General features: G+C 51.7%; 15 protein-coding genes. 4 read left to right on the top strand and 11 right to left on the bottom strand.

The features are described 5' to 3' along the window. The 11 genes from GH984_RS05545 to mutY all read right to left on the bottom strand — a co-directional run. A partial coding sequence (locus GH984_RS05545; protein WP_153719196.1) for a hypothetical protein occupies positions 1-281 on the bottom strand: 281 nt, incomplete at its 3' end. A gap of 236 nt (positions 282-517) precedes the next feature. Continuing rightward, entirely contained in the window at positions 518-1864 is a 1347-nt protein-coding gene (locus GH984_RS05540) for an O-antigen ligase family protein (RefSeq protein WP_153719195.1), read from the bottom strand. Continuing rightward, on the bottom strand, positions 1861-2580 hold the full coding sequence (locus GH984_RS05535) for a hypothetical protein (protein ID WP_153719194.1): 720 nt from the start codon (positions 2578-2580) through the stop codon (positions 1861-1863). Before GH984_RS05535 ends, GH984_RS05540 begins: the two co-directional genes overlap by 4 nt. Next, complete coding sequence (locus GH984_RS05530) at positions 2580-3311, bottom strand: tyrosine-protein phosphatase (protein WP_216643623.1); 732 nt, start codon at positions 3309-3311, stop codon at positions 2580-2582. The genes GH984_RS05535 and GH984_RS05530 overlap by 1 nt, the downstream gene beginning before the upstream one ends. Before the next feature lie 9 nt (positions 3312-3320). After that, positions 3321-5462 (bottom strand): GumC family protein, encoded by a 2142-nt coding sequence (locus GH984_RS05525; protein ID WP_153719193.1) that lies wholly within the window; start codon positions 5460-5462, stop codon positions 3321-3323. A 2-nt stretch (positions 5463-5464) separates the two neighbouring features. After that, on the bottom strand, positions 5465-6007 hold the full coding sequence (locus GH984_RS05520; protein WP_153719192.1) for a polysaccharide biosynthesis/export family protein: 543 nt from the start codon (positions 6005-6007) through the stop codon (positions 5465-5467). Positions 6008-6013: 6 nt separating this feature from the next. After that, positions 6014-7255, bottom strand: coding sequence for an outer membrane beta-barrel protein (locus tag GH984_RS05515; protein WP_153719191.1), 1242 nt, complete (start codon positions 7253-7255; stop codon positions 6014-6016). A gap of 14 nt (positions 7256-7269) precedes the next feature. After that, on the bottom strand, positions 7270-8061 hold the full coding sequence (locus tag GH984_RS05510) for a hypothetical protein (RefSeq protein WP_153719190.1): 792 nt from the start codon (positions 8059-8061) through the stop codon (positions 7270-7272). 122 nt (positions 8062-8183) lie between these two features. Further along, positions 8184-8798, bottom strand: coding sequence for a lysophospholipid acyltransferase family protein (locus GH984_RS05505; RefSeq protein WP_153719189.1), 615 nt, complete (start codon positions 8796-8798; stop codon positions 8184-8186). Between the two features lie 6 nt (positions 8799-8804). Further along, entirely contained in the window at positions 8805-9074 is a 270-nt protein-coding gene (locus tag GH984_RS05500) for an oxidative damage protection protein (protein WP_153719188.1), read from the bottom strand. Next, entirely contained in the window at positions 9071-10111 is a 1041-nt protein-coding gene (gene mutY / locus GH984_RS05495; RefSeq protein WP_153719187.1) for an A/G-specific adenine glycosylase, read from the bottom strand. The genes GH984_RS05500 and mutY overlap by 4 nt, the downstream gene beginning before the upstream one ends. Before the next feature lie 37 nt (positions 10112-10148). Here mutY and modA point away from each other — a divergent pair, with 37 nt between their 5' ends. Genes modA through GH984_RS05475 form a run of 4 tightly spaced genes read left to right on the top strand, consistent with a single transcriptional unit; the run spans position 10149 to position 12867 of the window. Beyond that, on the top strand, positions 10149-10904 hold the full coding sequence (gene modA, locus GH984_RS05490; protein WP_172973173.1) for a molybdate ABC transporter substrate-binding protein: 756 nt from the start codon (positions 10149-10151) through the stop codon (positions 10902-10904). A gap of 6 nt (positions 10905-10910) precedes the next feature. Beyond that, positions 10911-11582 carry a molybdate ABC transporter permease subunit gene (modB, locus tag GH984_RS05485; RefSeq protein ID WP_153719185.1) on the top strand — a complete coding sequence of 224 codons (672 nt, stop codon included), beginning with the start codon at positions 10911-10913 and terminating at the stop codon, positions 11580-11582. Beyond that, positions 11579-12685, top strand: coding sequence for a molybdenum ABC transporter ATP-binding protein (locus tag GH984_RS05480; protein ID WP_153719184.1), 1107 nt, complete (start codon positions 11579-11581; stop codon positions 12683-12685). The genes modB and GH984_RS05480 overlap by 4 nt, the downstream gene beginning before the upstream one ends. After that, a complete protein-coding gene (locus tag GH984_RS05475) occupies positions 12685-12867 on the top strand; it encodes a hypothetical protein (RefSeq protein WP_153719183.1) in 183 nt (60 codons plus the stop codon). Before GH984_RS05480 ends, GH984_RS05475 begins: the two co-directional genes overlap by 1 nt. Position 12868 lies beyond the last annotated feature (1 nt).

Genomic DNA, 12868 nt, shown 5'->3' with positions numbered 1-12868 from the left:
CCCCCCCCCCCCCCAGGGGCATGAAGGGTATGCTCGCCGTAGCTCGCCAGATTGGTGTAAAGACCCAGATTTTCTGTTTCATCTTCCCCGTTAATGGTTGATTCCGCTCGCGTCTGAAAATCCAACAGCGCAGACTCAAGTTTACGTGCCGGTATTAGGTGCCGAACGCGCTTATCCTCAGTGCCTTGACGAAGTAAGATCCAATTTTGGTCTTTCAGCATTCGAATGTTGTATTGAATGCCCGCCTCGGAATAGGGAAGCTCTTGTACTAGCTGTTTCATCGTTAGCGGCGACCCTTCGTGGTACCGAAGGGAAACAATCAAGCAAATGTCGAGGGGGATGTTAGAGCCATTAATCGGAAACAAATCACCCGCGTGACGCCTAAGGGCGCAAATGACCCGGGCCGATTCTAAGGCTGCACTTCCTTCCATGGTAGGTTCCTTAGTTGCTGTACCTTTTAATAGGTATAGCACCTTTTGGAAATCAATGTATAGCTATTTGCAACTGAAAAATACTACTAAAATTTAGGGATACTTTGGGGCGTAAATTTTTTGTTGCGACGATGTGTATGCGCCAGAACGGTCACTGCGCAGAGAGTCACAAATAGTGCCGCATTGGCCGGAATTTGTAGATTGAAGTCAGCAATACTGTGAATGAGTAAGGCAACGACCCCCATGGTGGCTCCCATGCCTACTCCGCTTCGATAGCGGGATTTTGACATAGCGATAGCCTTAACACCGTTCCACAACGCAAGCATGGTAAATACTGAAAAGAACACCATTCCAACCAGGCCAAACTCAATAGCAATCTGTAGATAATCGTTGTGGGCATGATCCCAGCGACGCGTTACGTCACTCCCCGGGAAACGCTGAAAGCTCGTCTCAAATGTGCCGGCGCCATAGCCGAGCAATGGCCTTTCTTTAAACTGAGGGATCGCATAGATCAGAACATTGTCGCGAATAATATTTTCTCGTCGCACAACGTTACCCTCAACAACTTCGTTCTGAAAGCGAGCATCTGCCAATCGGGTTTGTAGTGCCTCTAACCCAAACCACTGGCTAATAATTAGAGTATCGATAGCTAATATGCTGGCCAAAATTAAAACGTTGCGTAAGCGATTGGTAGGGGTGAGAGCAGTAAACAGCATGCCGATAGCAAGTAGGCTTGAGAAAAATGCGACGTTGCCCATCCGAGACTGGGTCATCACCAATGCGATGACCATAATAATTAAGGACAATCTGATCCAAGCCTTGGGGCCAATGAGCAGGCCGGCAACGTGATGCCAGCGGAATGCTCTTTCATCTCGTAAAGCTAACAGCAAGCCGATGCCGCAGCTCAACATCATAGCTAGGTAGCCAGCCGCATGGTTTCGATTGATAAAGGTACCGCTTACAACTCGGCTACGGCCCTGTAGTGCTTGCGCCCATTCAAAGTCTGCTAACACAAGAAAAGCGCCGAAGAATGCCTGCATAACCCCGGTAATGACCAGCACGCTGAGCAGAACAGTCAGGCGACGGCGCGTGCGAAATAACCCAAGCAGCAGTATGAACAGGCTTAAGTAAGCAATCCCGAGGGCTAAATGCTCAATTGTCGCGCCGGGGTTAGTGGTGATGCCAAAGACTAGTTGTATGGCAACCCAAATTTGGATGCTGGTTAGAAGTGCAACCATAACCGCGCCGGCTTTTAGTGTTTTCCAGCGCCTGCTGCTTGAGTCTTTGAGTAAAAGCCAACCCCAAAGCAGGAGAATAATGCCCATGGCAGCAACAAATAACCCGATGGCCCAACTGCGATTGCTGCCGACCGGCAAAGGGAGCCAAGCGATTACAAGTAATACGCTGCTTGCTAAGATACGCTCGAGGGTCATGGCAGCACCATTAGCTTCAGTAAGCGGTCTAGATCGGTCTGTTCACCTAGTTCTCGTACCCAGCGTTCATCCGCACGACTTAAAGATACTGTTCGGCGGGCATTTTCAAGCACAATATCCCGTGCTTGTTGGTCAAGCCCGGCCCATCCTCTCAGCCCGATCTCGGTAATACGCCGATTGACCATGGGTCGCCACGGCCCCAATTGGTAGGCGTTTTTAAGCAGCTCCGCAAGATCTTGATCGTTACCACCAGCCCGCAGACGGGCCGCGGCCAGTCGCGTTATTCCATACGGCCATAAAGGCCTAAGCTCCACCGCCTGTTGATAAGCGGAAATTGCTCGCAGTCGGGTGGCCCCGCGGTTTGCAGAGCCAGATGTCCCTAGCGACTCATTTAGTATTTCGGATGCAGATAGCAGTGCAATTTCCATGGGCCCTTTGTTAAGCGGTGACTGCCAATGTTGCCAGTCATAAACCCGACCCAGCCTATCCCAGTGTGCGCCCGAAGGGCCCGGATAAAATCGAATCGCCCGAATAGCCGCTGCTTCGGCCATGGCAAAGTCTGTTGGACTGGGTTGCTCGCCTACCTCCGCCCAGTCCGTTAGCCACCGATTTACCCGTTCCGCGTTGAGCGCGGAAAACATGAGCAATGCACCGATAACGCTAATGGTGAGGCCAAAGCCAATGAGGGTAATGCCCGCGAATTTTTGCCGGGTCATTAGCTGTTGCCGAATTGATGCCTGGTGATCAGCCAGGGGTTTGTCTTGCTGAGTTGCTCAGCATACACAGCCCCGAGTAAAGCCTCAGCAGCGGCAGCAGCTTCTGATAAAACGGGTGGGCGGCTATGGCTGTTATGAGAATCCGTTGCAATGCAGGTTACCAAGTCGTCAATCATTAACTGCTCTGCGCAGTGTTGTGCTGCCGTGCCAAAACAACCTGTTAATGCCCCGGCTGTGATTTGGAGTAAGCAGCCATTATCGATAAACGAGTCTAGATTTTGCGGCTCGGCGATGACCTGTTGATTGCGCTCTGGGTGCGCAATCATGGGAATAATGTCACGCTCAATGAGCCAGTCGACTAATTTGGCAGCGCCAAAGGGGATGTGGGTATGCGGGAATTCAAGTAAGAAAACATCTTTGCCCTGCCATTTCCCTAAAAACGGGAGAGTCTTTGCTTCTGCTTGTGGCATGAGCTCTAGACTGAAATGCATTTCGGCTGCCGCCGCCACCTTTAATGGGATTCCTGCGCTCGACAGTGCTTGCTGATATTGCTCAAGCGCACCTCGAATGGCAGTGGTGGTATTGTCGTAGAGTCCAGGATGAATGTGTGGGGTACATACAGCATGGGTAATCCCATCCTCCACTGCAATTTGCGCCAACTTCAATGCTTCATTAAGCGTTTGTGCACCGTCATCTAGGCCGGGCAATAGGTGGTTGTGAAGGTCAATCACGTATCACCGCTACGCTTTTTTGTTTGAGCTGTAGCCATAGTAATCGTAATAACCGTCATTGGCGTACTTGTACCCGTATCCATACTGGCCTGACTTATTCGCATCAAAATGACTCAAAACAACGCCAAGGACCGGAGCATCAAATTCGTCAAAACGACTGAGTCCTTTTAAAACCATTGGCGCGGCCATTGCATCTGATTTAACCACATAAAGCACCGCATTAGCGCAGGATGCCAAAACCAAAGGGTCAGTAACGGCGTGCACCGGGGGCGCGTCAATTACGATGCGGTCATATTCCTGATTAAGCTGCCCTAACAAATCATTAAAGCGATTGCTGGACAGCAGCTCCAAAGGGTCTGGGGGCAAGGTGCCACAAGCTAGCACGGCAATGCCATCAACATGGTGCACTGATTGCTCAAGAGTGGCATTTTGCGCTAATACGTCGGCCAATCCCGGTTGATTTTTCTCCATTCCGTACACATGTTTGAGCGTTGGATTGCGCATGTCTGCTTCTATGAGGATGACTCGCTCAAGTTGCCCGAGTGCGCTGGCTAGGTTGCAGGCTAAAGAGGTCTTGCCTTCACCAGGGACAGACGAGGTAATTAATATTCGCTTATCCGGGTTATCTAATCCAGATAATACAACGCCGGTTCGAATGGTACGAATGGCCTCAGAGAAGGTACGTTCTGTTTCTGAAAGGTATAGTCGCGCAATCTCTGAGCGCGATGCTTTTTTTTGTAGAGGGGTTAGCCCAAGCATCGGAACCCGCAGTTTTTCATCGACATCCGAGCTACTTCGAATTCGGTTGTCGAGTTGTTCTCGAAGAAATGCAAGGCCGATTACTGCCATCAGTGCCAAAATGCCAGTGATACCAGCCGATCTCATCACCCGTGGCTTCACGGGTGATTTGGGAACAATCGCGGCATCGATAATGCGCGCATTAACCTCTTCGATATCTGCGGTGGCAGAAGTTTCATTTAGTCGGGTAAGGAAACGGTCATATAAAGCGCGATTACTTTCCACTTCCCGTTCTAATTGACGAAATTGCGTCGCTTTGGCCTGTACATCGCGAATGTCTTCGCGATTTGCGTTAAACGCAGCTTGCAAAGACGCTAAGTTTGACTCACTCAGTCGATAGGCTTGCTCGATGCTTGCTGCAACTTGTCGTACTTGGCCACGGAGACTCTCAGTGGCGGCCGTTAATTCATCTTGCGCTTCGATCATTCTTGGATGTTGTGGCCCATAACGCTGGGATAGTTCGTCAACCCTAGCTCTTGCTCGAACTTCGGCCCCGATAAACTCGGCGATCAGCGAATTGCTGCGTACCGCAGGTGCAGTGGCTTGCATACGCCACTCATCAGCTGTGTAGTCAGCAATTTGGCGATATTCGTTTTCCGCCCGCGCAAATGCTTGCCGTGCATCAATTAATCGATCATTGATTTGCGATAATTCAGCGGCCTCGACGGTTGTTATGCCCCCCATATCAACCAGATCTTCTTGTTCGACATAGTCCTGCAAGCGCCGCTCCGAAGCTTTAAGCTCATCTTCGAGTTCGCTAAGGCGGCGGCTCATCCAATTTGTGGCTTGCGTTGTTACTTCTAAGCGCCCTTGAATTTGCAGCTCAATGTAGCCACGGGCAAGAACAGTTGCAGCCCGAGCAGCCGTTTCTGGGTCGGCCATTTCGACGCTAATGTCAACGAGCTGGGTGTTCTGTCGGGGTGAGATGGAGATTGTTCGACGAAATGAGCTAATTGCACGCTCTAAGCGATCATCCGCCGTCGCCTCATCATTTTCTGATGGAATTACGTCGGCTACGAAATTTAGCTCTTTCACCACCAGCTCGGCAAGTTGGCGAGATTTTAAAAGCTCGAATTGAGTTTGCAAAAACTCATTGTTGCCGGTGATGCTTTCAACCCCTTGTATACCCACAATATTGCTGGACGGCGGCTGGATAAGGAGTGTGCTGGTTGCGCGATAAATGGGCGTGAGGGTGGAAACATAAAGGTAGGCCAGCATGGCAGCTAGTAGCGGAACAAGGATAATGCCCCACTTATTCCGTAATAAAACCACCCATATCTTGCGCAAATCAATCACTTCGTCGTCAACGAAAGTGTTGGGGGCATCCTGCTGTTGCGCGCTAATTTTTTTCATCCTTAAAAGAAACTCTCTTCAATGGTCAGGATATCGCCTGGATTTAATTGATCATCAAGGTCTACCTCGCGGGCATCTTTTTCAGGCTCTCCTTCGCTAATAACGTACATATTGCGGCGTGATGCTCGATCCGTCTTGCCGCCTGCAAGAGCAATGGCACGTCTGACGGTCATGCCAGGCTGAAATGCATACCCTCCCGGGTTAGACACTTCACCATTCACAAAAAAATCGCGATACTCTAAGACACTAACCGTGACGCGCGGCTTGACGAGATAGCCATCTAACAGCCGATCAGTCACCAGTGCCTCAAGCTCTTTGGGTGTAAGCCCCTCGGCGCTGATCTCGCCAAGTAAAGGAAACGGGACGGTGGCCGCATCCGACAAACGGATACGATCGAAGCTCAGCTCTTCTTCGCCAAACACACGGATGCTGATCACATCACCCGACCCCAGGCGGTATCGCTCGGGTGCAACTTGAGCTTGGGCCAGCGCCGTTTCGCTGAGAAGGAACAGTAATGAAATCAGAAGATTCCCTAACGCTGGCATCGTTGTTTATAAGCTCATAGTTATGGTGAAGAAGTAGTTATTTCGGTCATAGCTCGCATCAAATGAGCTGCCGGGATTGTCCGAATCATTATTTTTAAACTGCGCTTCAAAGCCCAAATCCAGCCAACGACGAACGCTATAGGTAATACCTAAAGACACGGTTTCGGTTTGGTCGTTACGCCCATCGTTGGAACCGCCTAAGTAGTCTTTATCTCGAACACTCATGCCCACATTAGTTTGAACGCGCTCATCCCAATCATGCTGCCAGCGAATAGAGTAGGTGGTTTGCTCAATCGTCTCTTCGAATGCCACCCCAGGGCTCTCTTCACTACCCTCTTCAAATCGATTGCTGGTAGAAAGCTGTATGCGAGAACGCGCCATCGGCTCCCAGCTGATTTCGGCATCCCATGCCGTTAGATCGGTGTCCGTTTTGCTACTGCTATCAAATGACTTTTCTTCTCGGCCAACACGCACACTCCCTTGTGTTTTGGCGGTAGCATCCCACGTGACACCCACAAAACTACTCATGGTGTTGCTGTCTAGTTGGCTTTCACTCCATTGATAGTCATAGCTTGAATAACGGCCTTCCAGTAGCACTCGCGTTTTCGGTGCTACCCGCCAAAAGTAAGTCAGATCAAGGGTTGGGTTGTTGTATTCACGCGATTGGTTATTTGACCCACCCACCTTGTTGTTTGCGTACCGATTCGCAAGGAATTTGGCGTTGACCTCAATTTGTCCGCGCGCCTTATCTGCACCAAACTGGTAGGTGCCATCGACTGTCAGGCGATTGTTGATATCGCCATCGGTTTCATCAAAGCGACGGTTGGTTGCGGTAATGGCTTCTTGATTGCGGGCAAAACGCAGTCCTGTATTAAGGGCATTTCGCGTATTAAAGCTCATTCGGCTTGTTAATGCCGCGTTATGGTTGACACGATTATCGTCGCTTTCATGGCTGTATAGCTGCAGTTCGGGCGTATACCGAAACTGATAGCGGTTTTGGCGCTCTTGAGCCGCCAATAAAAAGGTTGGCACTACCTTGGTGACATTGGAGCTTTCTTCCTCGCCAGTCGGTGCCTCGTCAATATTGTCGTCGTACCCTTGTGATAAATCGATCGTTGGTATGAATTGAATTGCGCCGCCTTTGTTAATTGGCATTGGCTCAACGGCGGACGCATTGATGGCTATGCCCAGCAGCGCGGCTCCCAAGAGTGCCTTGGGTGGGATTGTTTGAGAACCAATGTGATTCATTGCTCCGTTTTTTCTCAATTGGGGCTGGGCACAGTGTCATCGGCATCAGTTGCATCAGGTACGACCGCTTCGGTTACCTGTTCTTCGGGTAGATCTTCTTCAGCGATTTCTTCTTGCGTGGCTGCTTGCGCTGTCTCGTTAGCGCTGGTGTTGACATCTGATGTTGGCTCGGTAATTCCTTCCCTAATGGATGGATCATCAATAGTGATAACAAGTTCAGGTTCTGCTTCGGCCTCGCTGCCTGTTTCTGCCTCTGATTCAGCGACACTTTCTGCCGCTGCTGCTGAAATGGCCTCTGCTGCCTCGGGCGCCGCCTCCGTTGCGGCTTGGGTGATTTCTGCAGCGGCTTCAGGCGCAGCTGAAACGGCGGCTTGGGTGATTTCCGCGGCGGCTTCAGGCGCAGCTGAAACGGCGGCTTGGGTGATGCTAGTTGCTTCAGCCGGATTAGCTTCAACGGCTGACTGCGTGATTACGGCCGCTTGCTCAGGAGCCGCTGCAACGGCCACTACTACAATATCTGCCGCGCTGTCTGGTGCCGCGACCACCGCACTACTTACAATTGCGGAGGCTACGTCTGGATTGGCGCGAATTGCCTGATCAACAACACTCGCTAAGACTTGTGCCAACTCTTCAGGTGAGGCAGCTGCTAATTGTGCTTCTGCCTCAGGTGTTAATGGAAAGCCGCTGGCAATTAATGCATCAGCGGTGGCTTGATCTGCCGCCGCATGAAAATTACCACCAAATAGGATAAGCAAAACAAATACGGCTGTTTGCCAAGCACTTACTGGGCGGTATGGGCGTTTCATTTGATCACCTAACCTGAAAAGGGTAAAACGACTAAATGCAAGTTAAGTGGTTCGGTGGCAGAGTACAACCAGCTCGGCCATCTTTAACCATTGAAATTCAATGGTTTTTTAATTAGCAGTTGCTATAGATGCCGTTTTAATTGGCCTGCCAGCGCAGGATCGTGGATGTCCATGGTTTTTGATATGGGATCAAATACCCGCGTAAAGCGAATTCTGACACGCGCAAAGGGTTTAGGAAGGATTGCGCGATTCCAAGATCGGTGCAGGCACCAAACACGATTGGCAGAAACCGAAGCGGCGTAAATCGGCGCATTCATTAAACGCGAAAATTCAAATACGCCGGGTTTTACAACATGCAATGGTCCTTTAGGTCCGTCAACGGCAAAAGACACGTTGTGCCGATTAGCGCGGCACAGTCTGACTAAACCTCTTAGCCCTGCCATTCCTCCACGAGAAGAAGAGCCCCTACTAGTGGCCGCACCCAGCGATACCAAAATGCCATTCATAATTTCGCCATCTCGACTTTGCGAGGCCAGCGTGGCAATACGATAGCGTTTTACTAAGTGAATCAGGGCAAGCTCATTGCCATGCCAGTGGGCAATTACAACGGGTTGAGGATTTTCAATTTCTTCAAGAAATGGCGGTTGCTCATCAAGCTCAACCCGCCAGGTAGCGCTGAGTAAGCGATAAATCCAGTAGCCCAGGCGGGAGAGTAGAGCCGTTTTAAAACGTTTCATTGGCGTTTATTCAGTGGGCTGAAAATCAGGCGGCGGCGCTGAACCTTCCCCAAAAAAGAAATTTTCCATTTCTTGTTCTAAGAAACTACGGGCCTTAGGATCCATGGGTGAAAGGCGATACTCATTAATCAGCATGGTTTGATGGCCTAGCCACATTTTCCAGCCTTCTTGACTAACGTTTGCAAAGATTCTTTCGCCCAGCTCACCTGGGTATGGTTGGCGCTTGAGCTTTTGCCCTTCTTGGCCCAGTTTTACGCAAAATACGGTATCGCTCATTGGCTCTGCTCCCATTGTGTCAGTATTCGCTGGATTGGTGCTGGCAGCCCCCACGCAGTTTTCCGCTCGGGCACGTACCAGTCATATTCCGCATCTGCCATTGTATGACATTCAGTCACCCTAGCTGCCAGCGGTTTAATGGTAAGACGGAAATGGGTGAATTCATGCGATAGGGTCGGTGCCGGTTGAGGGGTGGTGATTGTTAGCCCCAGCTTTTTGCGCGCCCATTCAACTGGATTAATTGCCCCTTCAACCTCGGGCAGTGACCATAACCCGCCCCAGATGCCGGTGGGTGGGCGGCGTACCAGCAATAACCGTTGATCACGCTCTAGCATGAGCAGGTTAACTTCACGCTCTGGTTTAACGCGCGGTGCTCGGCGCTCGGGGTAGGCTGCGGGATTGCCGGCGCGTAATGCGAGGCAGTCTTCGTTTAACGGGCACCGCTCACAGTTTGGCTGACGCGTGCAAACCGTTGCGCCCAAGTCCATCATGGCCTGATTAAAAGCCCCTGGTCGTGTTGTCGATAAGTGCTGCTCGCTTAATTGCCAAAGCTCAGCCGCCACGGCACTGCGCCCGGGCCAGCCGGCTACTGCATGAAAGCGCGCGAGCACTCGTTTTACGTTGCCATCCAAAATGGGCGCAGGTTGGTTACCGGCCAGCGAAACAATCGCACCGGCGGTAGATCGCCCAATGCCAGGGAGTGCTATCAGTGCCTCCACGGTTTTGGGCAATGTACCGTTATGCTGATCAGCAATGATTTGGGCTGCGGCATGCAGGTTGCGGGCGCGAGCGTAATACCCAAGCCCTGCCCAATGTGCGAGCACCGTATCGATGCTGGCCTGCGCCAATTGCTCAACGTTCGGGAATTCCGCCATGAAGCGATTAAAATAAGGAATAACAGTAGCAACCTGCGTTTGTTGCAGCATTACCTCAGAAATCCACACGCGATACGGTGTTGCAGGGCGTTGCCACGGCAGATCATGCCGGCCATATTGATCAAACCAATTAAGGACGCGTTCGGTAAGCGGCTTTTCCATGGAGCATACGGTGAACGAATCAGGCATCAGAGGCAATTTGAGATCTATTTTTCGATGCCTGTCCCTATTAATTTTGCTCAGCTCGGTGGCTGCGCAAGCCAATTCCATTCAAGTGGCGGTGGCTAGCAACTTTTTGGTGCCGTTAAAAGAGATTGCCGCGGCCTTTCAATCTGCGCATCAAATTGAGGTGCGTATTAGCCCTGGCGCCACCGGCCGGCATTACGCGCAAATTGTGAACGGCGCACCGTTTGATGTGTTTTTGGCGGCCGATCAGGCACGCCCACAGCGATTAGTTGATGAGGGGTTGGCGGTAGCAGAGTCGCTATATACTTACGCTCAGGGGCGCTTGGTGCTTTGGGTTAGCCCCGGCGAGTTGTTGCCCGAAGATGGGCTGGCCGGGTTAGATCCAGCAGCTGTTAGGCGGTTTGGAATCGCTAATCCGCGCACGGCCCCGTATGGGAAAGCCGCGCAGCAAGCGCTGGCATTTGCAGGCTTAGAGCAGGCGTTAGTCGATCGTTTAGTCTATGCAGAAAATGTGACCCAGGTGCTCCAGTATTTGGCGACCGGCAATATAACGCACGCGCTGGTGGCCGCCTCACATACGTTTATGGAAGGTAAACCAGCTGGTGAATGGCGGTTGATACCGGCCAATTGGCATGATCCTATTCGCCAAGATGCGGTTTTATTGAAAAGGGCAAGCGATAATGATGCGGCCTTAGAGTTTTTGGCCTTTATCAAAGAGGACCAGGCAAAAGAGATTTTGGCGCGTTATGGCTATGGTGTTGTGGAGTAGGTTTGCATGATGAGCGGTCCAGTTTGGCTGAGCGTTCAGCTGGCGGTGGTTACCGTTGTTGTGCTGCTGCTTATTGGTACACCGCTTGCCTGGTGGCTGGCAATTAGTAAAAGCCGTTGGCGCAGCTCGGTAGATGCCCTTGTTGCACTGCCTTTAGTGCTACCGCCCACCGTGCTGGGTTTTTATATGCTCATATTGCTGGGGCCTGAAGGGGCAGTGGGTGGCCCTTGGTTTGACTTAACCGGGAACACGCTGACGTTTAGCTTCACAGGCTTAGTGATTACCTCAGTTTTATATTCGCTGCCTTTTGTAGTGCAACCGCTGCGTGATGCGTTTCGATCAGTTGGCCCGGGGCCAATGGAGGCAGCCACCATGCTGGGCGCAAGGCCGACTGATGCCTTTTTTACCGTTGCCTGTCCGCTGGCTGCGCGCGGGTTTTTAACGGCGATTGTGTTGGGTTTTGCCCATACGCTGGGTGAGTTTGGTGCGGTATTAATGGTGGGCGGCAGCATTCCAGGCGAAACGCGTGTGGTTGCGATTGCGATTTACGAGCATGTGGAAGTGCTTAATTATGCCGCAGCACATCAGCTATCTGCAGGTTTGCTGATTTTCTCTTTTATTGTGTTGCTACTGGTGTACTCAGTTAACCGGCGCGGCCGGGGGGCAAGCATCGGATGAGTCAGCCGCGCCTTGAGTTTGATATTCGTCTTGAACGCCCTGGGTTTACCTTGAGTATGGCCGGTCAGTCTCGACCGGGTATTACGGCCGTTTTTGGCACCTCAGGATGCGGTAAAACAACGTTTTTACGCTGCATTGCGGGTTTGGAGCCCAACTGCCGCGGGCAGGTTCGGCTTGGTGATGAAGTCTGGCTGGATGATCACCCTGTAAGACCGGCCTATCAGCGCAATGTTGGGCTTGTGTTTCAGGATGCGCGGTTATTTGCGCACTTAACGGTGGCGGGTAACTTGGCTTATGCGCTGCGACGGCGTCGGCGTGAAGGACCAGCGCTTGACGAGGTGATTGATACCTTAGGTATTGGGCATCTTCAGCAGAGTTTGCCTTCCATGTTATCGGGCGGTGAGGCGCAGCGGGTAGCGTTGGCACGAGCACTGGTGGCTGGCCCATCGTTATTGCTGTTGGATGAACCGCTGGCGGCGCTGGATTATGGCCGCCGCCGCCGAATCATGCCATTGATTAGCGAAATTCCAGAGCGGTTTGGGATTTCGGTTTTTTATGTCACCCATGCACGTCAAGAAGTCTTAGAAATGGCTGATCATCTAATGCTGCTTGAGCAAGGCCAATGTGTTTTGCACGAGCGGGTTGATACCGCGTTTTCAACGCCAGCAAACTGGGCACGGCTTGGCGATTTGAGCCCGATGGTGGTGTGGGAGGGGCGCGTTCTAGCGCGTGATGAGGCCCATTCCTGCCACCAAATTGATACGCCTGGGGGCGTTCTATCAGTACCTGGCGAGCCGATTGCGGTGGGCCAATCGGTCCGAATACGAATCCGCTCTAGCGATGTGGTGTTATTGCGCAGCGCAGACAGCTTGGCAGGGCAGTCAAATGTATTTCCGGTCTGTGTCATATCAATGACGCCTGGCGGGGCGGGGCTGGTTTTAGTGCAGCTAAAAACCGGTGCCGGCGGGCAGTTTTGGTCAGAAGTTGATTGGCAAACCGCCTCCCAATTGCAGTTAACTGAGGGTGTTGAGTTGCAGGCGCTGATTCGCCCGGGCACAATGCGCCGCTATCACGCGGTGCAGCATTTTTTTAGGGAGGGCTAATGGGGGCCACTAGGCGCGAAATTTGTCGGGTGGAATACCGTTGGCGCGAAATCGTAATTACGGGGCCAATGCCAGAGGCTCGCGAAGAAGCCAATAAGATTATTCAGCGGTTTGCCTGCAGCGCAGTACCCTATCGGCTGGCTAGTACAACAGAGGATCAGGTGGTATTAAAGCCACGCTGAA

It is taken from the genome of Spiribacter salilacus (genome assembly GCF_009649225.1).
Lineage (GTDB): Bacteria > Pseudomonadota > Gammaproteobacteria > Nitrococcales > Nitrococcaceae > Spiribacter > Spiribacter salilacus.
The sequence above is the reverse complement of the archived record's forward strand: the minus strand, read 5'-3'. Positions and strand labels throughout refer to the sequence as shown.